The organism is Burkholderia sp. TSV86, from assembly GCF_001522865.1.
Taxonomy (GTDB): Bacteria; Pseudomonadota; Gammaproteobacteria; order Burkholderiales; family Burkholderiaceae; genus Burkholderia.
On record NZ_LOWB01000106.1, the window covers coordinates 1 to 22627 of the forward strand.

A 22627-nucleotide genomic window follows, 5' to 3' on the forward strand; every position below is an offset into this window, starting at 1 on the left:
TCGCCGCCGCTCGTCATCTCCAAGCCCGAAATCGACGAACTGGTCGAGAAGGCGAAGCGCGCGATCGATGCGACGGCCCAGCAACTGGGTTTTGCCTAACGTCATTGTCAATCGGACGGGCGGCGCTCGGCGCGCCGTTCTTCCACCTTCAGTCAGGGGAACAACATGAGTGTGAGCCATCTTCGTCACGCAGTCGCGCGTGCTGCGCTCGGCGCACTGGCGGGCGTCGCGTCGCTGTGGATTCCGGCCGCGCAAGCGGTCGGCGCCGAACTGAACGTCTACAACTGGTCCGACTACATCGCAAAGGACACGATCCCGAACTTCGAGAAGCAGACAGGCGTCCACGTCAAGTACGACAACTACGACAGCGACGACACGCTGCAGGCGAAACTGCTTGCGGGAAGCTCCGGTTATGACATCGTCGTGCCGACGTCGAACTACATGGCCAAGCAGATTCAGGCGGGCGTTTACCAGAAGCTCGACAAATCGAAGCTGCCGAATCTGTCAAATCTCGACCCGACGCTGATGAAGATGATCGCGGAGGCCGATCCGGGCAACCAGTATGGCGTGCCTTGGGCATACGGCACCGACGGCGTCGGCTACAACGTGCAGGCGGTGAAGAAGGCGCTCGGCGACAGCGCACCCGTCGATAGCTGGGCACTCGTGCTCGACCCGGCAAACGTATCGAAACTCAAGAGCTGCGGCGTGTCGTTCCTCGATCAGGCCGTGGACGTATTCGCCGCGACGCTGCAATACATGGGCAAAAGCCCGAACAGCACGAATCCGGCCGACTATCAGGCAGCATTCGAAGTCCTGAAAAAAGTCAGGCCTTATATCACGCAGTTCAACTCGTCCGGCTATATCAACGATCTTGCGAACAACGACGTCTGCGTCGCGCTCGGCTGGTCCGGCGACATCGGCATCGCGCGCCGCCGGACGTTGGAGGCAAAACGTTCATATGAAATCAAATTCTCGAATCCGAAGGAAGGCGGTCTTCTTTGGTTCGACGTGATGGTGATCCCGAAGGATGCGCCGCACGCCGAGGAAGCACTGAAATGGATCAATTACATCGAGGACCCGAAAGTCAACGCAGCGATCACGAACGAGGTGTTCTATCCCACCGCGAACCGGGCCGCTCGCCAATTCGTCATACCGGCCGTCGCTCAAGACACGACTGTCTACCCGCCGGAAGAGGTGCTGAAGAAGATGACGCTGATGCAGCCAGTGCCGGCCGATATCCTGCGCCTCGAAAACCGGCTGTGGGCGCAGTTGAAGACGGGGCATTGAGCCGCGGCGGACTGTGGCTCACGCGCCGTCCGCCCGAAACATGCAATACGGTGCCCGCGCGTTCGTCCTGAGGCGCGCGGCCCGATGAAATCCCGATCGCAGTGCTTACGCGATTCGCGACATGCGTATCGCGCGGGAGAACTCATGCCTGCGATCCCAAACGAAGGATGGCTACACCATGAAATCGACGCCTTCAATCGATACCGCGCAACTGGCGCACCCCACGGTCGCAAAGGCGGCCGGCAACGAACATTTCGTCCGCATCGAAAACGTCGTGAAGAAGTTCGGCGACAGCACCGCGGTCGACAACGTCAACCTGTCGATCGCGAAAAATGAATTGTTCGCCCTGCTCGGCAGTTCCGGCTGCGGCAAGTCCACGCTGTTGCGCATGCTCGCCGGTTTCGAGACCGCGACGTCCGGGCGGATCTTCGTCGATGGCGAGGATCTCGCGACGTTGCCGCCGTACCGCCGCCCCGTCAATATGATGTTCCAGTCTTACGCGCTGTTTCCTCATATGACGGTCGAAGCGAATGTCGCGTTTGGGCTGAAACAGGAAGGCACGCCGAAGAACGAAATCCGCGAACGCGTGGCCGACGCGCTCGCGCTCGTGCAAATGGGCCGTTACGCGCAACGCAAGCCTCACCAGCTCTCCGGCGGCCAGCAGCAGCGGGTCGCGCTTGCGCGCTCGCTCGTCAAGCGGCCGAAGCTGCTGCTGCTCGACGAGCCGATGTCCGCGCTCGACAAGAAAATCCGTCAGAAGACGCAGCTCGAGCTAGTCAACATCATCGAGAAAGTCGACGTGACCTGCGTGATGGTCACGCACGATCAGGAAGAGGCGATGACGATGGCAAGCCGCCTCGCGGTCATGAGCGAAGGCCGCATCGTGCAGATCGGCACGCCGAGCGAGGTGTATGAATTTCCGAACAGCCGGTTCTCCGCCGAATTCATCGGCTCGACGAACCTGTTCGAGGGCGTGGTCGTCGAGGATGAGTCGGATCACATTTTCGTCGAAAGCGAGGACCTCGAAACGCGAATGTACGTGAGCCACGGCGTGACGGGCCCGCTCGGAATGCCGGTGGGTATCTCGGTGCGCCCGGAGCACGTGCGCGTATCGCACGAGCGCCCCGGCACGCCGCACAACTGGGCGCGCGGCGTAGTCACCGACGTCGCGTACATGGGCAGCTATTCGCTGTATCACGTGCGTCTGCCGAGCGGCAAGATCGTCGTGTCCAATCTGTCCAGCTCGCACCTGATGAATGACGGTGCGCCTGCCTACAACGACGACGTGTTCGTCTCCTGGTCGCCGGCAAGCGGCGTGGTGCTGACGCAATGAGAACTTCCAATCCCTCCCCGCTCGCGGCGGCTTCGTCCACCGCTGCCTCCCGCGCGCCGTCTGCGGCCCGCACACTCGCCCAACGCCTGCTGGCGCGCTTTGCGCCGTCCGGCCGAAGCATCGTGATCGGCGTACCGTTTCTGTGGCTCGCCGTATTCTTCGCACTGCCGTTCGTGCTGGTGCTGAAGATCAGCTTCGCCGATCAGGTGATGGGCATTCCACCCTATACCGCGCTAACGGACGTCAAGGACGGTGTCGTGCAGATCGCGCTGCGACTCAGCCATTACACGTTCCTGTTACGCGACAGCCTCTATATCGCAACCTATGCCAGCTCGCTGAAGATGGCCGCGGTATCGACCCTGTTCTGCCTGTTGATCGGCTATCCGATCGCGTATTACATCGCACGCTCCGCGCCTACGACACGCAACCTGCTGATGATGGGCGTGATGCTGCCGTTTTGGACGTCGTTTCTGATCCGTGTGTATGCATGGATTGGCATCCTAAAGGACGATGGGCTGCTGAATCATGCGCTGATCGCGCTCGGCATCATTCACACGCCGCTGCGGCTCTATCACACCGATGCGGGCGTCTACATCGGCATGGTCTATTCCTATCTGCCGTTCATGGTGATGCCGCTCTATGCGCATCTCGTGAAGATGGATCTGACGCTGCTCGAGGCCGCCTACGATCTCGGCGCGAAACCATGGGTCGCATTCGCGCAGATCACGCTGCCGCTGTCCAAGAACGGGATCATCGCGGGCAGCCTGCTCGTATTCATTCCGGCTGTCGGCGAATACGTGATCCCCGAACTGCTCGGCGGCGCGGACACGCTGATGATCGGCCGCGTGATGTGGGACGAGTTTTTCAACAACATGGACTGGCCGATGGCATCGGCCGTGACGGTCGCGATGGTGCTGCTGCTGCTCGTGCCGATGGCCGTATTCCAGTACTACCAGGTCAAGGAACTGGAGGACGCAAGATGATCAAGCCCAGCAAACCGCTTTCCGCCACCGTGCTGACGTGCGGCTTCCTGTTCCTCTATATCCCGATCATCAGCCTCGTCGTCTATTCGTTTAACGAATCGAAGCTCGTCACCGTCTGGTCCTGCTTTTCGCTCAAGTGGTACGGCGCGCTGCTCCAGGATGACGAGCTGCTCGCGAGCGCATGGCTGTCGCTGAAGGTCGCGATGATGACCGCGTTCGCGTCGGTCATCATCGGCACCTGGGCGGGCTTCGTGCTCGCGCGCTTCGGCCGCTTTCGCGGCTTCACGCTGTACACCGGAATGATCAACGCGCCGCTCGTGATCCCTGAGGTGATTCAGGGAATCTCGCTGCTGCTGTTGTTCGTCGCACTTGAGCAGATGCTCGGTTGGCCGAAAGGGCGCGGCATCGCGACGATCTGGATCGGCCACGTGATGCTGTGCGTGTCGTATGTCGCGATCATCGTCCAGTCGCGTGTGAAAGAGCTGAACAAGTCGCTCGAAGAAGCGGCGCTCGATCTCGGCGCAACGCCGCTCAAGGTGTTTTTCGTCGTCACGCTGCCGTTGATCTCGCAAGCGCTGCTGTCGGGGTGGCTGTTGTCGTTCACGCTGTCGATCGACGATCTCGTGCTGTCCGCGTTCCTGTCCGGCCCCGGTTCGACGACGTTGCCGCTCGTGGTGTTCTCGCGCGTGCGCCTCGGCCTGAATCCGGAAATGAATGCGCTTGCCACGCTCTTCATCACGGCTGTCACGATTGGCGTGATCGTCGTGAACCAAGTCATGCTCAGCCGCGAGCGGCGCCGCGAGCGCGACATGTGCGAGGCGTTCGCCCAAGCCATGACGCCGGACACGACTGACGCCGGAAGGCTGGGCTCAGGCGCGATCGCGCCACAAACAACGACATCGAAAAAAACACTCGGCGCGGCGTGAGTTCGTCCGGCGTCCGAACGCAGGCAGATATCTTTGGCAGCATGATCAATTGGAGATCCCGCATGAAAATGAAACTCATCTGCCTGCTCGTGGCCGGGTCGCTACCCGGCCTCGCGGGCGCCGCATCGACGAGCGCGCAGCTCAAGGCCATGCAGGCGCAACTGAATGCGCTGCAGGCGCAGGTAAAGCAACTGCAAACCGAGCTTGCATCGCAAAAAAGCGCAACCGGCACGACGGCGACGGCGGCCGCATCGAAACCCGCCGACGAATCGTCGCCGGACTGGGGCAAGGCACCCGCCGCACTGACCAACGATGACGTCTCGCAAATGAAACAGCAGATCGCGAACCAGCAACTGAAGGTCGATACGCTGACCGATGCAGCAAGCACTGGGCCTATCGCAGGCTTGTCGGTCACCGGCTATATCGATCCGACCTACATATTCAACCGCGCTGCGAGCACGTCTTCGTTCCTGTTCGCGAATCACGAGAGCAACTATAACTACTTCAACAGCACGTTCGGCGACCTGTATCTCGACATCAAGAAGACCTTCGGCGTCGGACCGATGGCGCCATCGGCGGAACTCACGCTGATGCCGAACCGTGGCAACGGCATCACGCTGCTGCAAAACTCACGCAGCAACATCGGCAACAACATTCTCAACACAGCGGTCGTCAACGTACCGCTCACGTCCACGACGACACTCGTGGCCGGCCTGATGCCGAGCTTTGGAGGCTACGAAGTCCAGCAGTCGAACCAGATGCTGACGCTCACGCACAACCTGCTGTACGACTTCTCGGACCCCGGCAGCTACATCGGTGTCGGCGCGAATTACACGAAAGGCAACTGGGCATGGAAATTCCTGCTCGGCAACGAGCAGTACCATACATACGGCGCGGTGACGCAGACGGGCACCAACGCGTTCGGTGATCCGATCACGACGAGCAACCGCGTGCCGACGTTCACGTCGCGCGTCGACTATACCTGGTCGAGCGCGCTCAACATAGGCGGCTCGTTCAACATCGGCCGGCAGACGCTCGCGAGCGCGGCGACGCCGTCAGGCGGTGTCGTCTACGGCCCCGGCGGCCAGGCCGGCAGCCCATACGGCACGTTCTTCTTCGCCGAAGCGGACGCAACCTACACGCTCGCAGATATTCAGTACAACGCGGAAATCGATTACGGCCAGCAGCAGCATGCGGCGTTCAATGGCGGCAAGGCGCAATGGTATGGCGTGTCGCTGCTCGCACACCGCAAGTTCAACCTGCCAGTAGTCGGCCGCGTGGGCGCGACACTGCGTTACGACTTCCTCGCGAACAGCAAGAACGGCGGCGGCGGCGGCGGTATCGTGCTAAACGGCAACGGGATCGACACTGCCGACGGCTTCGGCATCGATGCGAATTGCCTCGCCACATCCAAGGCGAACGGCGGGCTCGGATTCGAATGCAAGGGCGCGAACCGTCAGGACGTCGCACTCGATCTGCTGTTCTATCCGACCCAGCAAATCATCGTGAAGGTCGAATACCGGCACGACTGGGCAAACAAGAGCGTCTTCCTGAAAAACGACGGTTCGTATGGCAAATCAAACGATCTGCTGGCAACGCAGTTCATCTATTCGTTCTGACGCCCGTTGCAAGCGAGGCGTGCGTCGCTTGCTTGGTTTGCCGGGATTTTGCCCGAAAAGCGCGCACCGCGTCCGCCCGTCGCGGTGCGACAATAGCACCCCTTGAAGCTGCCCTTCCAATGACCAGCACTTTCGCCAGCCGCTCCGATGCACTCGTTCGCCGCTCGTACTACGAGGCCACGGTCCAACGCCCGGCCCGCGACGATCCGGCGCTTGCCGGCGCGCTCGACGTCGACGTCTGCGTGATCGGCGCCGGCTTTGCCGGTCTGTCGACGGCGCTCGAGTGCCGCGCGCATGGCATGTCGGTCGCCGTGCTCGAAGCTTATCGGCCGGGATGGGGCGCATCCGGCAGAAACGGCGGCCAGATGATTACCGGCTTTGCCAAGGACGGCGAAATCGAGCGACAGCTTGGTGCTGAAGGCGCGCGCGCCGCCTGGGCATTGTCGATCGACGGCGTCGCGCTCGTCGGCGAGCGGATCGCACGCTACGGAATCGATTGCGATTTCACCCGCGGCTATTTGACTGTCGCGACGAAGCCACGCCGCGTCCCGGAACTACGCGACTGGATGGAACGTGCGGCATCGCGCTGGGGCCACCCTTCGCTCGAATGGCTCGACGCCGGTGCGATCCGCACGCGCATCGCGTCGCCGCGCTATCTATCCGGCGTCTATGATCCGCTGTCCGGCCACCTGCATCCGCTCAAATATTGCCTCGGCCTTGCCGGCGCCGCCCGGCGCGAAGGCGTGATGCTGTTCGCGCACACGAGCGCGATCGAGATCGTGCGCGGCGCACGGCCCGTCGTGCGCACGCCGGCGGGCAAAGTGCGTTGCCGACATGTCGTCGTATGCGGCAACACCGGCCCCGGCGGGGTGCTGCCCGACGCGATCGCCGCGCGCATCGCGCCGATCGCGTCTTACATCATCGCGACCGAGCCACTCGGCCAGGCGCGTGCGGACGCGCTGATCACGCATCGTGAAGCTGTGTGCGACAACAATTTCTTCCTCGATTACTTCCGGCTGTCCGCCGACCACCGGATGCTGTTCGGCGGCCGCGCAAGCTCGGCGGGCGTTTCGCCCGACATGCTCGCCGAGGCGATCCGTCGGCGGATGGTGGGCGTGTTCCCGCAGCTTGCCGACGTTCGCGTCGACTTCGCATGGGGCGGCTTCGTCGACGTAACGCGTAATCGTGCTCCCGACTTCGGCGCAATCGATTCGAACTACTACTATCTACAAGGCTTCAGCGGACACGGCGTCGCCCTCACCGGCATCGCGGGGCGGATGATCGCAAACGCGATCGCGGGCGATTCACGTGCGTTCGATCTGTTCGCGCGGCTGCGGCACCGCCGCTTTCCCGGCGGAGCCGCATGGCGTCAACCCGCGCTTGAACTCGGCATGCTGTATCACCAGGTGCGCGAGCTGCTGACCTGATTCAACCGAGCCTTCGCCATCCCAACCGGTCTCCTTTCTTTCGTCATGCTCAAGTTTGCCAACCAGCCTCACGCCGATTCGTACTACACCGCAACCCTCAACGACACAACCCGCCATCCGTCGCTCGAAGGCTCGATCGATGCCGACGTCTGCGTGATCGGCGCCGGCCTGACCGGCCTGTCGGCCGCGCTCGATCTCGCCGAGCGCGGCTATTCGGTGGCGGTGGTCGAAGCGTCGAAGGTCGGCTGGGCGGCGAGCGGGCGCAATGGCGGACAGTTGATCGGCGGCTACGCGTGCGACATCGATACATTCGCGCCCTATGTGAGCAACGAAGAACTCCGGCAGATCTGGAACATGGGGCTTGAGACGCTCGATATCGTCAAAACGCGCGTCACGAAACATTCGATCGACTGCGCGCTCACGCTCGGCTATCTGAGCGCTGCGAACAAACCACGCGACGTCGATGCGCTGCGGCGCTGGCGCGACGATGCCGCACGGCGCTTCGGCTACGACCGCCTGCGCTACGTCGAGCGGGACGAACTGCCGCGCTACGTGCAATCGTCCCGCTATCTCGGCGGTCTTTTCGATCCGGATAGCGGCCACCTGCATCCATTGAACTACACGCTCGGGCTCGCGCGCGCGGCCGTTCAGAGCGGCGCGCGGATTTTCGAGAATAGCTGCGTGACGCGCATCTCGGACGAGTACGGCGGCCATGTCGTATCGACGGCACGCGGCGCCGTGCGCGCGAAGTTCGTAGTGCTCGGCTGCAACGTATTTCTCGGCGCGCTCGCGCCGTCGCTCGCGCGCAAGATCATGCCCGTCGGCACCTACGTCATCGCGACCGAGCCGCTCGGCGAAGCGCGTGCAAGCGCACTGATGCCGGCGCGGGCGGCGGTCTGCGACAGCCGGTTCGTGCTCGATTATTTTCGCCTGAGTTCCGATACGCGGCTTCTTTGGGGCGGCAAGGTCAGCTATTCGACGCTCGAGCCGCACAACCTCGGCCAAGCAATGCGCAAGGACATGCTGAAAACATTTCCGCAGCTCGCCGACGCGAAAATCGAACATGCGTGGGGCGGCTTCGTGGACATTACGATGAATCGCGCGCCGCATTTCGGCCGACTGTCGCCAACCGTCTATTTCGCACAAGGTTTTTCCGGCCACGGTGTCAACACGACTGGGCTCGCCGGCAAGCTGATCGCCGAAGCAATCGACGGGCAGGCTGCACGCTTCGATCTGTTCGCGAAGATCCGCCATCGCGACTTCCCTGGCGGAGCGGCGTTCAGAACGCCCGCGCTCGTGCTGGCGATGGCGTGGTATCGGATGCGGGACTGGATTTGATGCAACGCGGCACGTCCACTCGATAATAGGGATGCCGTAATAACCGGCGCGCGCCACATATCCGCCTAAAACAGCAAGAATAAAGCCGCTATTCCGGAATTGAACAATCCGGATGAGAAATCTTTCCTATGCCTTTGTAATTGCTAACCTAATGACCGGTTACTATAATCGTTCCAAAGCTCGGTTCGACAGTTCGACAAATGGGGCCCCATGGAAACGACTCCGTTTTCCGCATTGAAAGCGCTATGCGGATTCATTCTTCGCACGTCGAAACGGGCAGCATTGCCGGTCGCCGCGGCGTCGGCGCTCGTTATTTCGCCGCTTGCCGCGCATGCCGGCACGCCAGGAACCAAGCATCGCCTGGCCGCGTCCGCACGAGGCAAAGCACCGGCCAACGCATCGATCAAGCAAGCCAGTTTTCATCGCGAACCCGGCCGGCCGATGCCCACAGCGCGAGTGCTCGCAACCACGCCATCCACCGCCCGCCACTCGAATGCGCGGCATGACAAGCCAGCCGGTATCGTCCGCCGGGCCGCATTCACGCCGCGCCACGCGCTGGCCGCCCGCCCGCTCGATTCGGAAGACGAATCGCTGCCGTTCGGTCTGCATTCGAACATCGTCTACATGATCGATCAGAGCACCGGCGAAGCGTTGTTCGACAAGAATTCACAGACGGTCACGCCGATCGCGTCGATCACGAAGCTGATGACCGCCATGGTCGTGCTCGATTCGAAAGCGCCGCTCGACGAGTTGCTCGAAGTCACCGACGACGATCGCGACCAGGAAAAATTCACGAGTTCACGCCTGTCGATCGGCTCGACACTGACCCGCAACGACATGCTGCACATTGCGCTGATGGCCTCGGAGAATCGCGCGGCCGCGGCACTGTCGCGTTACTATCCCGGCGGCCGCGAAGCGTTCATCGACGCGATGAACCGCAAGGCTCGCGAACTGGGCATGGTCGACACGCACTTCGAGAATCCGGCCGGCCTGTCGAAATACAACGTATCGACCGCGCGGGATCTGGCGAAAATGGTCAATGCGGCCTACCAGTATCCGTTGATCCGCCAGTATTCGACTGATGTCGACTACGAAGTGGACACCGGCCAAGGCGTGCTCTACTACCGCAGCACGAATGCGCTGGTGCGTGACGGCGACTGGGACATCGGTGTGCAGAAGACGGGTTATATCAAGGAATCGGGCATCTGCCTCGTCATGCAGACGACGATCGACAGCCGTCCGGTCGTGATGGTGCTGCTTGATTCCGGCCGCCGGCATGCCGATTTCTTCGATGCCGCGCGACTGCGCACGATGCTGACGTCGGGCACCCTTCCTGTTGCGACGCAAGCCGACGCATCGGCAAGCGGCGGCTGAACGCTGCCGCCGCCCTCGAGCGGCCGTCTATCCTTCGCTCAGGCCGCGGCCGCAGCCTGGCTCAGAAACGGCGCGATGTTCGCGATCGCGCGCGATACGTAATCGTCCTTCTCGCCCACCGGCGCGACATAGTGAATCGCCTTTTGTGCCTCGTCTAGCCCTTCGAGACGCGCAATCACCCATGCCGCGAGGTAATGGGACGCCAGACAGCCACCAGCGGTGGCCACGTTGCCGCGCGAAAAGAAAGGCTGATCCAGTACCTCGACGCCAGCTTCCCGCACCCACGGCTTCGTCGTTAGATCGGTACATGCCGGCACGCCGTCGAGCAACCCGAGCTTCGCGAGAATCAGCGTGCCGGAACACTGCGCACCCAGCAGTTGCCGCGACGCATCGAGCCGCAATTGCCCAATCAGTTCGGCATCGGCGGCCACTTCCCGCGTTCGCACACCACTGCCGATGATCACTGCATCAGCGTGGCAAGCATCGGCAAGCGACGCCTGAGCTTCGATCGTCACGCCGTTCATCGACGTGATCCTTGCAGCAGGACTCGCGATCGATACGCGCCAGCCCGGCTTCTTCACGCGGTTGAGGATACCGAGCGCGATAAACGAATCGAGCTCGTTGAAGCCGTCGAACGTCAGGATAGCGATATGCATGGGGACATGCCTTCTGTATTTTTGTCAGCGAAATAACAAGCGGAAACCGAATGCGGTGTATTTCACATTATCGTGTGCTCCCGGAGCGTTATTCCGCGACAACCATGCGCCAAACAGGGGAAATTCGCTCGGCCAACCGTTCTATCTGCGATAGTTCGGCTGGATGGCATCCTCCTGAACGCGCGCAGCTGCATCCGCCGCCGGCAACGTGCGATTCCAGCCGTGTCGACATACCCGCGCGCCGACGCTCCCGACTCGGCTCCGCCCGGCAGCAATCGCGTCAAGGCACATGCGACAGCCGCGATACCCACACTGCGCTGAACCCGTCTCTTCCGTCAACCTCATTCGCCCAAGAACACCAAGCATGGACGCCACACTCTCTCACGATCTCGCCGGCATCGAAAACGTCCTGTCGCGAACGCTCGCGCATGCGCTCGACATGCTTGCACACCTCGACGAGCGGCCTGCGGCGCTCGCGCCATCGCCTGTCACGCCGGCGCCGCTGCCCGAACATGGCCTAGGCTTCGACGCCGCGCTCGACGACTTCCTGACGCGCTGGGCGCCCGGCTTTTCCGGCAGCGCCGGCGCACGCTACCTCGGCTTCGTGACGGGCGGCGCAACGCCCGCGGCGATTGCGGGAGATTGGCTGACGAGTATCTACGATCAAAATCCGACCGCCGGTATCGATAGCGCGGCGCCGGACTTCGAACGCGAAACCGTCGCGCGGCTGCGTGCATTGTTCGGCTTGTCCGACGCACAGCAAGGCGTGCTCGTCACCGGCGCGACCATGTCGAACTTGGTCGGCCTCGCCATCGGCCGCGAGTGGCTCGGCGAACGCGCGCCACATCCGGTGAACGTCTCGGAAGACGGCGTCGGCGCGTTGCCGCCCGTGCGGGTGCTGTCGGGCACGCCGCATTCGAGCATCTATAAGGCATTATCGGTGCTCGGCGTCGGCCGTCGCGCGGTACAGAAGGTTCCGACGCTGAAAGAGCGCGAAGCCGTCGACGTCGATGCGTTGGAAGCAGCGCTCACACGCCTCGACGGTGCGCCGGCGATCGTCGTCGCGAACGCAGGCACCGTCAACACGGTCGACTACGATGCGCTGCCCGCGATCGCGGCGCTGCGTTCGCGCTACCCGTTCTGGCTGCATGTCGACGCGGCGTTCGGCGCATTCGCCGCGCTATCGCCGCAACACGCATCGCTCATGGAAGGGCTCGACGCGGCCGACTCGATCTGCATCGATCTGCATAAATGGCTGAACGTGCCCTATGATGCCGCCGTGCAATTCAGCCGCCGTCGCGATCTGCAAATACGCGTGTTTCAGAATAGCGCCGCCTATCTCGGCGCACCTGCCGGCAACCCGGATTTCGTCCATCTGACGCCGGAAAACTCTCGCCGTCTGCGCGCGCTGTCGAGCTGGTTCGCGCTGGCCGCGTATGGCCGCGACGGGCACGCGGAAATCGTTCGCCGCAATATCGCGCTCGCGCAGCGGCTCAGCCGGCTGATTGCCGGGCATCCGGGTTTCGCGCTGCTCGCGCCAACGCGCGTCAACGTCGTGTGCTTCACACTCGCCGGCCAGCCCGACGAAACGCGCATCAATGCATACGTGCGCGCGGTGCGCGACCGCGCAGACACGTTCGTCACGCCGACCTTTTATGCGGGCGTCTGGGCGCTGCGCGCGGCGTTCAGCAACTGGCGCACCAATGAGCAGGATGTCGAAAGAATTTTCGAATCGCTCGTGCGCGCGCTCGGGTGACCGGCACGGCGCGCGCACCGCGCCGATCCTCCGAACAGCGGCCGCCGCGACGTGCAACGGCCTTTCGCAATGGCCGATTCGCATCATCGCCGCTATCATGGTCGACGCCGCGTGCGGACAATCCACGGACGCTCGGCCTGCTCTCGCCAAACGGCAACGCACCGGCAACAAGCACAACGGAAGCCGGGCAGTTCGTTGCATTACACCCGCGCATCGCCTTCGACCTTCGCCTCATTGCCTATGTCCACCCAATCCCCTGCGCTGAAGATCGTGTTTCTCGATCGTGCGACGTTGTCGCCGCACATCCGCCTCAAGCCGATTCCATTCCCGCACACGTTGCAGACGTTCGAGCGCACCGCGCCCGAAGAAGTGGCCGAACGGATTCGCGATGCAGACATCATCATCACGAACAAGGTCAAGCTGACCGCGCAAGCACTCGCGCACGCGCAACGCGCGCGAATGGTCGCGATCGCGGCAACCGGCACCGACAATGTCGATCTGAGCGCCTGCGCGGCGCGCGGCATCATCGTCAGCAACATCCGCGGCTACGCCGTGCATGCGGTGCCGGAGCACACGTTCGCACTGATCTTTGCGTTGCGGCGCAGCCTCGTCGCGTACCGCGACGCAGTGAGAGCCGGCCGTTGGCTGGAGTCCGGCCAGTTCTGCTTTTTCGACTTTCCGATCCGGGATCTGGCAGGCTCCACGCTGGGTATCGTCGGCGATGGCGCGCTCGGCCGCGCGGTCGCGAGCATCGGGCGCGCACTCGGGCTGCGCGTCATGTTTTCCGCCCACAAAACGCGCGGGGACGCCGAGGCCGGTTACGTGCCATTCGACACGCTGCTGCGCGACAGCGACATCATCTCGCTGCATTGCCCGCTCACGCCAGCCACCCGCCACCTGATCGACGCAGCCGCATTCGCGCGCATGGCGCGCCGACCGTTGTTGATCAATACGGCGCGCGGCGGGCTGGTCGACGAAGCAGCGCTTGTCGACGCGCTGCGATCCGGCGTGATTTCAGGCGCCGGATTCGACGTTGTCACGCAGGAACCGCTGCCGGCCGAGCATCCTTTCCAGTCGATCCTGCCGCATCCCGGCTTCATTCTGACGCCGCACGTCGCATGGGCCAGCGATGAAGCGATGCAAGCGCTCGCGGATCAGTTGATCGACAACATCGTCGCGTTTCACGACGGCCAACCGGCCCATGTCGTCACGGCCGGCTGACGCGCGTCGAACGAGATTCGGCGTATCGTCCGGTGAGCGCTGCGCCTGCTGCTAACGCAATTCACGGCGCAGAATCTTACCGACCGTCGATTTCGGCAGATCGTCGACGAACGCAACGTATTTCGGCACCTTGTAGGCGGCAAGCTCCTTGCGGCAATGCTCGATCACGGCCTCTTCAGTCAGGCTCGCGTCCTTGCACGGCACGACGAACAGCTTGACCGCCTCGCCCGTCTTGTCGCTTGGCACACCGATGCATGCGCACTCCGCGACGCCCGGATACGCCGCAGCCACCGCCTCGACCTCGTTCGGATAGACGTTGAAACCCGACACGATGACCATGTCCTTCACACGGTCGACGATGCGCAGAAAACCGCGCTCGTCGAATGTACCGATATCGCCCGTGCGGAAATAGCCGTCGGCCGTGAACACCTGCCGGGTTGCCTCGGGCTGATTCCAATAGCCGGAGAACACCTGCGGGCCTTTCACGCAGATTTCGCCGGATTCGCCGAGCGTGGCTTCGCTGCCGTCTTCTTTGATCAACTTGACGTCGGTCGACGAAAGCGGCACCCCGACCGTGCCTGTGAAGCTCGTCGCCGAAGCCGGATTGAACGAAACGACCGGACTCGTCTCGGACAGCCCATACCCCTCGCGAATGAACGTGCCGGTGACCTCCTGCCAGCGCGCAGACGTGGTGGGCAAGATCGCGGAGCCGCCGCCGCCGGACAGCCGCAATCGCGAAAAATCGACGTCCTTGATTGCCGGCTGCATCGCAAGCGTGGCGTAGAGCGTGTTGACGCCCATGAACGACGTCATCCTCGACTGCGCGATCACGTCGATCAACGCCGCGATGTCGCGCGGATTGGCGACCAGCCAATTCTCGCCGCCGATCGAGAAGTAAGTGATGAAGTTCACGGTCAGCGCAAACACATGATAAAGCGGCAGCGCAGTGACGATCACCTCGTCCCCCTCAGACACGAGTCCTGCCATCATCTCGCGGAACTGCAGCGTGTTCGCCACCAGGTTGCGGTGCGTCAGCGCGGCGCCCTTCGAAAGGCCTGTCGTGCCGCCCGTGTATTGCAGGAACAGCAGATCGTCGCCCGTCACGTTCGCCGGCTCGAACGCCAGCGCCGCGCCTTCGGCAAGCGCTTGCGCAAACGCGATCGTATCCGGCAGACGCTCATCCACCGGCGGCGACGGCAGCGCCGCCGGCGAGCCGTCGCCGGCGCCCACGGTCAGAATGTGCTTGAGCCGCACCTCGCCCAGCACGTCGGCAATTACCGGCGTGCTTCCCGAAAACACGATCAGGACTTCGGCACCCGCGTCGTTGAGTTGATGCGAGAGTTCGCGAGCCGTATACAACGGATTCACGTTCACCTGCACCGCGCCGAGCCGCGCGATGCCCAGCAATGCGATCGGAAACGCCAGCAGGTTCGGCAGCATCACGGCAACGCGGTCGCCCTTGCGCACGCCGAGCCGCTGCTGCAGGTAAGCCGCGAGATCGCGCGACAGGCGATCGACATCCGCATAGGTCAGCGTTTGTCCGAACGAGCGGAATGCCGGCCGCGCCGCATACTTTCGCATCGCCTCGTCGAGCAAATGGGTTATCGAACGATAGGCATCTGCGTCGATGGTCTCGGGAACGTTTCCGTAACTGGCCAGCCAAGGTTTCGTGCTCAACTTGCAGCTCCGTTGCTTCGAATCATGAAAAAAGACGGGCGGGCGCCCGCGCGGCGCAAGCGGCAGGGGCGTAATCAATCGGAAAAGCAACGCATATCGACGATCCGTCAGCGCCGCCGCGAAGACACACCCGCAAAGCGATCCCGATACGCGAATGGACGTTCCCGGCATTTTCCCGTGCGCGCCGCCCCTGGACGGCCTGCTTGCTTGCATCGTAAGGACAATGGCGAAAGGCAGCCATATCCATCCAGGCCATTTTTCTAGACAAAAGTGGTCAACCGCGCTGGTACGCGGGCGATAGAATGGTCAATGTTACGCGAGGCGGTAGCAGTGGCATGCATCACACCGGCCGGATCACAAGTCAGACGAAACTCCGCTCATCGGAAAATGGGAGGCTCCATGTCATGGATATCCCGAGCGCTGGTTGCTATGGCGCTCGTCACACCGCTGCCCGCGATGGCGCTGAATGACGCCGGCGCGGCGCAATACGATCAATGCGTACTGCAAACCCTGCGCGAAAGCCGCAACAGCGCGGCGGCAAGCCTGCTGCAAAACGCGTGCGATAAGCTGTACCGCAACGCAGCAATGCTGCTGCCGCGCGAACGCGCGTATTACGCATGCCTTGTCGATGCGCTGCCGGGCGTCAGGGACAACTTCGCGGTCCAGCAAATCGTGACGGTCTGTTCCCGTCGCGGCGAAATGTGATTGCCGTTTTCATGCCCGCGGCTAACGCCGCAGCGCCGCCTCCAATTGCGCGCGCACGTCGGGCCGCGCGGCATACGGATCGCTCGGCGTGCGCGCATCGGCGATATCGCCCAGCCGCGCTCTCACGCCGTCGAGCGCATGCGGATGCGAAAAAATATAGAAATCGCCGCGCCGCACCGCATCGAACGTCACGTCGGCGAGTTGAGCCGCCGTCACGCGTCCTGCGCTCACCGCCCGCTCCATCAGCGTATAGGCGACCCGCTGCGAATGCGTGCGCAGCTGCGCTGCCTGCCGGCTCATCGATTCGGCAATGCCGGTCGGCACGAAAAATGGGCATAGCACCGAGCTGCGCACTTGCTGCGTGACAAGCGCGAGATCGTGATGAAGTGTCTCCGACAGCGATACGACCGCATGCTTCGACACGTTATACACGCCGCTGAGCGGCGTATTGACCAGCCCCGCCATCGACGCGGTGTTGACGATATGCGCACGGTAGCCGGCATCGCCGCGCGCCGCGTCGAGCATTCGCGGAACGAACGCGCGTATTCCGTGAATCACGCCCCACAAATTGGCGTCGAGCACACGGCGCCATTCGTCGGCCGACGCCTCCCAGATCAATCCGCCGCTACCAACACCGGCATTGTTGAACAACAGATGCACCGCGCCATACGCGGCGTATGCCGCATCGGCAAGGGCCGTCACCTGCCGTTCATCGCCGACGTCGGTCTGCTGATCGACAAGCTCCGCGCGCTGCGCGCGCAATGCATCGGCCGTGGCGGCAAGCGCGTCGCGATTCACATCGGCGAGGACAAGCTTCATGCCCAGTCGCGCTGCCGTGTTCGCGAACTCCCGGCCAAGCCCGGAACCCGCCCCGGTGATGACCGCCACCTTCCCAGCCAGTTCTTCCATGTTTTCTCCTTGCCGGCTCGGCGGCGCCATCGCGCCGCGAATCGGCCTTCATGTTCACGCAAAGATGCACGCCCACCCATCCGGCCGGCATGGCATTCAGGACGACGAAGCCCCGGCAAGCCGCGCGCCGGCGCGTTCCTGTAGAATCCCCGTTGCACCGCACCGTCCGGCATTTCACGTCCATGGGCAACCCGAAGCGCGATATCACCTCCCTGCTGCCGACTCCCGCCGAAGATCATCCGCAGTTCGTCACCGCGCTCGCCCGTGGCATGGCCGTGCTGCGCTGCTTCACACGCGGCCAGCGGTATCTCGGCAATCAGGACATCGCACAACGCACGCAGTTGCCGAAACCTACGGTCTCGCGTCTCACGTTCACGCTGACACAGCTCGGCTATCTGCATTACTCGGTCGATCTCGAGAAATACTCGCTCGGCGTCGGCGTGCTGAATCTCGGTCATGCGTTCCTGCAAAACAACGACGTGATCGATGCTGCCCATCCGTTCCTGCTCGACTACGCGAAGCACACGCAGGCAGCGGCGATGCTCGGCGAATTCGACGGCAAGCAGATGATCCTGCTCGACATTTGCCAGGGCGACCCGCTGTTCCAATTGCGGCTCGAACCGGGATCGCGCGTGGCGCACGGCACGACCGCGCTTGGCCGTGCGCACCTCGCCGCGCTGCCGCCCGAGCTGTTCCAGCGCTACCTGGCGACGACCGAGGCCGGCTGTCCGCCGCAGCAGTGGCCCGCGCTGAAGGCAGGGATCGTTGCCGCGCGCGACGACTACGAGCGCCTGGGCTTTTGCGTGTCGTTCGGCGACTGGTCGCCCGATCTGTTCGCGGTCGGCGTGCCGATGGTGTCGGCCGACGGATCGCGCATCCTCGCATTCAACTGCAGCGGCCGCCTGTCGACCGTCACGCGCGAACGGCTGATCGACGATTTCGGGCCGCGGCTCGTCGCGCTGCGCGACGAGGTGTTCGAACGCGTCGGCGGCCAGTTCTAGCGCCTGCGCGAACTGCGGCGCGCCATTCAGACTGCGCTCACGCCTGCGTCTACCGCCAGAATCTGGCCGGTGATGTGCCGCCCGGCCTGCGATGCGAACAGCAGCAGCGCGCCCGCGAGATCGCCGTCTTCACCGAGCCGCTTGAGCGGTGCGCCCGCGATCAGCTTGTCGGCCCCGATCGCGTCGATCAGCCCGCTCGCCATCTTGGTCGGAAAGAAGCCCGGCGCGATCGCGTTGACGGTGATTCCGTATTTGCCCCACTCGCCGGCGAGCGCGCGCGTGAAGTTGACGACCGCGCCCTTGCTGCTGTTGTACGCGATCGTCGTCATCGCGCCCGGCGGATTGCCGCGCAAGCCGGCGATCGACGCGACATTGACGACCCGCCCCGAGCCGCGTGGAATCATCGAATGCTTGCCGATGCGCTGAGTCAGCAAGAACAGGCCGCGCACGTTCAAGTCGAACACCTTGTCCCACGCGTCGACGGGGTGATCCTCGGCGGGCGCGCCCCACGTCGCGCCCGCGTTGTTGACGAGGATATCGACGTGACCGAGCCGCGCAATCGCTTCGTCCGCGAGCCGCTCGATCTCGTCGTCCTGCGTGCCGTTCGCGGCGATCCAGTCGGCGTCCACGCCAAGCGCGCGCAACGTCTGCTGCGCGTCGCGCAGCTCATGCTCCTTGCGCGCCGACACGATCACACGCGCACCCGCTTGGCCGAGCGCCGTCGCGAGCTGCAGGCCCAGGCCGCGCGAGCCACCGGTGACAAGGGCGGTCTTGCCGGTCAGATCGAACAGTTGATTGATCGATTCGTTCATCTTCAGTTCTCCGAAATCCGGATGGGACTGCATTCAATGCGTTACGTTCAGAACCACGCGTCGCGCATTTGCAGCGTGGTCGTATCGAGGCTGTCGAGCAGATCGAGCTGCGCGTCGATCTTCGGCAACTCCCAACGGAAAAAGTAGCGGCAGGCCGCTCGCTTGCCGTCGTGAAAATCGCTGGCATGACCGCCGGCGGCAAGCATTTGTTCGAGCCATAGCCACGCGACGATCGCATGCCCGAACGCTTCCAGATAAACGCTGGCATTCGCCAGCCCGGCGCGCGGATCGTCCGCCGCCGTCAACCGGCCCGTGACGTCGACGAGCCGCGTCCAACGCCGCGCGAGCGCATCGCCGAACCCGCGCGCATTGTCGCGTGCATCGCGCGAACGCGCGATCGTCGAGCCGATCCGCGCATCGAGCGCGCGCAGCGCCGCCGAGCCGTCTTGCACGACCTTGCGGCTGAGCAAATCGAGCGCCTGGATGCCGTGCGTGCCTTCATGGATCGCATTCAGCCGATTGTCGCGATAGAGCCGCTCCACCGCGTAGTCGCGCGTGTAGCCATAGCCGCCGTGAACCTGGATCGCGAGATCATTGGCCGCCAGACACCATTGCGACGGCCAGCTCTTCGCAACCGGCGTCAGGATGTCCAGCAGGCGTGCGGCGTCGGCGCGGGCAGCGGAATCGGGATGCGCGCGCGCGTCATCGACGAGCCGCGCGCAATACAGGATCAGCGCCAACCCGCCTTCGACATAAGCCTTCTGTGCTAGCAGCATCCGGCGCACGTCCGGATGCTCGACGATCGGCACCTGCGGGACGGCGGCATCCTTGCCTCCCGGGCCGATCGGACGTCCCTGCGGACGATTGCGCGCATAGTCGAGCGCATGCAGATAACCGGTATAGCCGAGCGCAACCGCCCCGGCCCCCACACCGATGCGCGCTTCGTTCATCATATGGAACATCGCCGCAAGCCCGTGCCCAGGCTTGCCGACCAGATAGCCAATCGCGCCCGCGCGGCCTTGCGGGCGATGCCGCGTGCCTTCGCCGAAATTGAGCAGGCAATTGGTCGTGCCGCGATAGCCCATCTTATGATTCAGTCCCGCGAGCACGACATCGTTGCGCTCGCCACATGCTCCGTCGGCGCCGACCAGATATTTCGGCACGATGAAAAGCGAAATCCCACGCGTGCCGGCAACCAGACGGCCGTGCTCGTCGGGAATCTTCGCGAGCACCAAGTGAACGATATTGTCGGACAACGCATGATCGCCGCCGGAAATCCACATCTTGTTGCCGGTCAGCCGATACTGCGCGCCGAACGGCGAATCGCACTCGTAGTCGGCGCGCGTGGTGATGTCGGACAGCGACGAGCCCGCTTGCGGTTCCGACAAGCACATCGTCCCTAAAAAGCGGCCGGCCAGCTGCGGACGCGCGAACGCGTCGATCTGTGCGGAACTGCCGTGCGCGACCAACAGATTCGCATTGGCGATCGTCAGGAACGGATACGCTGCCGTCGCGATATTGGCGGCCTGGAAATAGAGAAACGACGCAGCTTCGACAAGTTTCGGCAGACTCATCCCGCCGAGCGCCTCATCCTGGCCGGCGGCAATGAGCCCCGCGCCGGCGAACGCATTGACCGCAGTGCCGATTTCCGGAATCAACTCCACGCGCTCGCCATCCAAACGCGGCTCTTCACGATCGCTGCGCGCCGCATGCGGCGCAAACAGCTCGGCGGCCATCCGCTCGCACATATCAAGCACCGCGTCGAACGTTTCGCGGCTGTGTTCGGCGTAGCGCGGCGCGGCCGCCAGCGCAGCAGCGTCGAGCCATTCGTAAAGCAGGAATTCGAGATCGCGGCGCGAAATCAGCATGCTCATCGATGGACCTCCGGGCAGTTTTGCCCGTCGCATGCCGGATGCCGTGTTCCGGTGCGCCGCCGGCGCGCGCACGCAGATACTCCCCTGCCGTGGCGCATGCGCCCGAGCAGCGCGTGCTTGATCGTCTCCATCTGTCGCCTCCATCGGACCGTCAGCGCCTTTGCGCATCTATGGCCTCCCCGAAAGTTTCGTTAAACGAAACTTATTGACCGGATTTCAGCCGTTGGAAAATTTAGCATCGCCATCGGACAGCCGCAATACATATCGGCATCGATCCGGGATTTTTCAAATTTTCCGCAGGCTACCGATTGTCAATGCCGACAGTTGGCTCTACGATATTGTCGGAATGCCATCCAATATAAGTTTTGCCAGACGAAACTTATTGCTGCCACTCCGGCACGCATTCCGCGTGCGCAGCCCCGCCCCTGTTGCCCCAGAGAGCCCGAACCGCCATGAACTTCGACCATTCGCCGCGCGTCCAGGCGCTGCAACGCAAGCTTGCCGCGTTCTTCGACGAGCATATCTATCCGAACGAGCATCGCGTGCATGACGCGGTGGCCGAAAACCGCCGCGCCGGCAATCCATGGCAACCGGTGCCGCTCATCGGCACGCTGAAGGAAAAAGCCCGGGCCGACGGCCTGTGGAATCTGTTTCTGCCGCAATCGGCGCGCGCCCCCGAAGGATTGTCGAACCTCGAATATGCGCCGCTGTGCGAGATCATGGGGCGTGTGGACTGGGCGCCCGAAGTGTTCAATTGCTCCGCGCCCGACACCGGCAACATGGAAACGCTCGAACGCTATGGCACGGATGCGCAAAAAGACCGCTGGCTCGAACCGTTGCTCGCGGGCGAGATACGCTCCGCATTCCTGATGACCGAACCGGCGGTCGCATCGTCGGACGCAACCAACATTCGCTGCTCGATCGTGCTCGACGGCGACGACTACGTGATCAACGGGCGCAAGTGGTTCGCGTCGGGCGCGGGCGATCCGCGCTGCAAGATCTACATCGTGATGGGCAAGACCGATCCCGCCGCGCCTACCCACCAGCAACAATCGATGGTGCTGGTGCCGGCCGACACGCCCGGCATCACGGTCGTGCGCCCGCTGTCGGTATTCGGCTACGACGACGCACCGCACGGTCACATGGAAATCGTGCTCGACAACGTTCGCGTGCCGGCGTCGAACATCCTGCTCGGCGAGGGGCGCGGCTTTGCGATCGCGCAAGGCCGGCTCGGGCCGGGGCGCATTCACCATTGCATGCGCACGATCGGCGTGGCCGAGCGCGCGCTCGAACTCATGTGCGACCGCCTGCGCGAGCGCGTGGCGTTCGGCAAGCCGATCGCCGAACACAGTGTCTGGCACGAACGCATCGCCGAAGCGCGGTGTGCGATCGATCAGGCTCGCCTGCTGACGCTCAAGGCCGCCTACATGATGGACACCGTGGGCAACAAGGATGCGCGCAAGGAAATCGCGATGATCAAGGTGGTCGCGCCGACGATGGCGCTGCGCGTGATCGATTGGGCGATTCAGGCACACGGCGGCGGCGGCGTGTCGGGAGACTTTCCGCTCGCCGGCGCGTATGCGGCAGTACGCACGTTGCGTCTTGCCGATGGCCCCGACGAAGTACATCGCGCGGCAATCGCCAAACTCGAACTTGCCCGCCGCGCGACGCTCGGCGATCCATCGCTCGTCGATCTGCCGATCACGCGCGGCAGCTAACCCGTTCCAAC

18 protein-coding genes are annotated in these 22627 nt (G+C 63.4%); 13 read left to right on the forward strand and 5 right to left on the reverse strand.

Annotation, left to right across the window (positions count from 1 at the left end):
* Nucleotides 1–165 precede the first annotated feature (165 nt).
* From WS68_RS19115 to WS68_RS19150, 8 genes are all read left to right on the forward strand, one after another.
* On the forward strand, nt 166–1287 hold the full coding sequence (locus WS68_RS19115) for a polyamine ABC transporter substrate-binding protein (RefSeq protein WP_059572242.1): 1122 nt from the start codon (nt 166–168) through the stop codon (nt 1285–1287).
* Between the two features lie 178 nt (nt 1288–1465).
* Nucleotides 1466–2620, forward strand: a complete 1155-nt coding sequence (locus WS68_RS19120) for an ABC transporter ATP-binding protein (protein ID WP_059572266.1) — start codon at nt 1466–1468, stop codon at nt 2618–2620.
* Complete coding sequence (locus WS68_RS19125) at nt 2617–3603, forward strand: ABC transporter permease subunit (protein WP_059572243.1); 987 nt, start codon at nt 2617–2619, stop codon at nt 3601–3603. Before WS68_RS19120 ends, WS68_RS19125 begins: the two co-directional genes overlap by 4 nt.
* Nucleotides 3600–4529 (forward strand): ABC transporter permease subunit, encoded by a 930-nt coding sequence (locus tag WS68_RS19130; protein ID WP_059572244.1) that lies wholly within the window; start codon nt 3600–3602, stop codon nt 4527–4529. Before WS68_RS19125 ends, WS68_RS19130 begins: the two co-directional genes overlap by 4 nt.
* A 62-nt stretch (nt 4530–4591) precedes the next feature.
* A complete protein-coding gene (locus WS68_RS19135) occupies nt 4592–6148 on the forward strand; it encodes a DUF3138 family protein (protein ID WP_059572245.1) in 1557 nt (518 codons plus the stop codon).
* 119 nt (nt 6149–6267) lie between these two features.
* Nucleotides 6268–7575, forward strand: coding sequence for an NAD(P)/FAD-dependent oxidoreductase (locus tag WS68_RS19140; RefSeq protein WP_059572246.1), 1308 nt, complete (start codon nt 6268–6270; stop codon nt 7573–7575).
* Between the two features lie 45 nt (nt 7576–7620).
* Nucleotides 7621–8913: an NAD(P)/FAD-dependent oxidoreductase gene (locus WS68_RS19145; protein ID WP_059572247.1), complete on the forward strand. Its 1293-nt coding sequence runs from the start codon at nt 7621–7623 to the stop codon at nt 8911–8913.
* A 210-nt stretch (nt 8914–9123) separates the two neighbouring features.
* Nucleotides 9124–10287 carry a serine hydrolase gene (locus WS68_RS19150; protein WP_059572248.1) on the forward strand — a complete coding sequence of 388 codons (1164 nt, stop codon included), beginning with the start codon at nt 9124–9126 and terminating at the stop codon, nt 10285–10287.
* Nucleotides 10288–10325: 38 nt separating this feature from the next.
* On the opposite strand, the gene WS68_RS19155 is transcribed toward WS68_RS19150, so the two are convergent.
* The gene (locus WS68_RS19155) at nt 10326–10943 is read right to left on the reverse strand and encodes a DJ-1/PfpI family protein (RefSeq protein WP_059572249.1); all 618 of its coding nucleotides are present in this window, start codon (nt 10941–10943) and stop codon (nt 10326–10328) included.
* A gap of 364 nt (nt 10944–11307) precedes the next feature.
* On the opposite strand from WS68_RS19155, the gene WS68_RS19160 reads away from it, so the two are divergent.
* Nucleotides 11308–12699 carry a pyridoxal phosphate-dependent decarboxylase family protein gene (locus WS68_RS19160; protein ID WP_059572250.1) on the forward strand — a complete coding sequence of 464 codons (1392 nt, stop codon included), beginning with the start codon at nt 11308–11310 and terminating at the stop codon, nt 12697–12699.
* 240 nt (nt 12700–12939) lie between these two features.
* The gene (locus WS68_RS19165; RefSeq protein WP_059572251.1) at nt 12940–13920 is read left to right on the forward strand and encodes a D-2-hydroxyacid dehydrogenase; all 981 of its coding nucleotides are present in this window, start codon (nt 12940–12942) and stop codon (nt 13918–13920) included.
* 51 nt (nt 13921–13971) lie between these two features.
* On the opposite strand, the gene WS68_RS19170 is transcribed toward WS68_RS19165, so the two are convergent.
* Nucleotides 13972–15597 (reverse strand): AMP-binding protein, encoded by a 1626-nt coding sequence (locus WS68_RS19170; protein WP_059572267.1) that lies wholly within the window; start codon nt 15595–15597, stop codon nt 13972–13974.
* 399 nt (nt 15598–15996) lie between these two features.
* On the opposite strand from WS68_RS19170, the gene WS68_RS19175 reads away from it, so the two are divergent.
* Nucleotides 15997–16302 carry a VF_A0006 family four-cysteine protein gene (locus WS68_RS19175; protein ID WP_059572252.1) on the forward strand — a complete coding sequence of 102 codons (306 nt, stop codon included), beginning with the start codon at nt 15997–15999 and terminating at the stop codon, nt 16300–16302.
* Between the two features lie 21 nt (nt 16303–16323).
* On the opposite strand, the gene WS68_RS19180 is transcribed toward WS68_RS19175, so the two are convergent.
* Nucleotides 16324–17211: an SDR family NAD(P)-dependent oxidoreductase gene (locus WS68_RS19180; RefSeq protein ID WP_059572268.1), complete on the reverse strand. Its 888-nt coding sequence runs from the start codon at nt 17209–17211 to the stop codon at nt 16324–16326.
* Nucleotides 17212–17393: 182 nt separating this feature from the next.
* On the opposite strand from WS68_RS19180, the gene WS68_RS19185 reads away from it, so the two are divergent.
* Complete coding sequence (locus WS68_RS19185) at nt 17394–18212, forward strand: IclR family transcriptional regulator (protein WP_059572253.1); 819 nt, start codon at nt 17394–17396, stop codon at nt 18210–18212.
* A gap of 26 nt (nt 18213–18238) precedes the next feature.
* Here WS68_RS19185 and WS68_RS19190 read toward each other — a convergent pair whose 3' ends face one another.
* A complete protein-coding gene (locus tag WS68_RS19190) occupies nt 18239–19024 on the reverse strand; it encodes an SDR family oxidoreductase (protein WP_059572269.1) in 786 nt (261 codons plus the stop codon).
* A 47-nt stretch (nt 19025–19071) separates the two neighbouring features.
* The gene (locus WS68_RS19195) at nt 19072–20898 is read right to left on the reverse strand and encodes an acyl-CoA dehydrogenase (protein ID WP_059572254.1); all 1827 of its coding nucleotides are present in this window, start codon (nt 20896–20898) and stop codon (nt 19072–19074) included.
* Nucleotides 20899–21350: 452 nt separating this feature from the next.
* On the opposite strand from WS68_RS19195, the gene WS68_RS19200 reads away from it, so the two are divergent.
* Nucleotides 21351–22616: an acyl-CoA dehydrogenase family protein gene (locus WS68_RS19200; RefSeq protein ID WP_059572255.1), complete on the forward strand. Its 1266-nt coding sequence runs from the start codon at nt 21351–21353 to the stop codon at nt 22614–22616.
* Nucleotides 22617–22627: the final 11 nt, after the last annotated feature.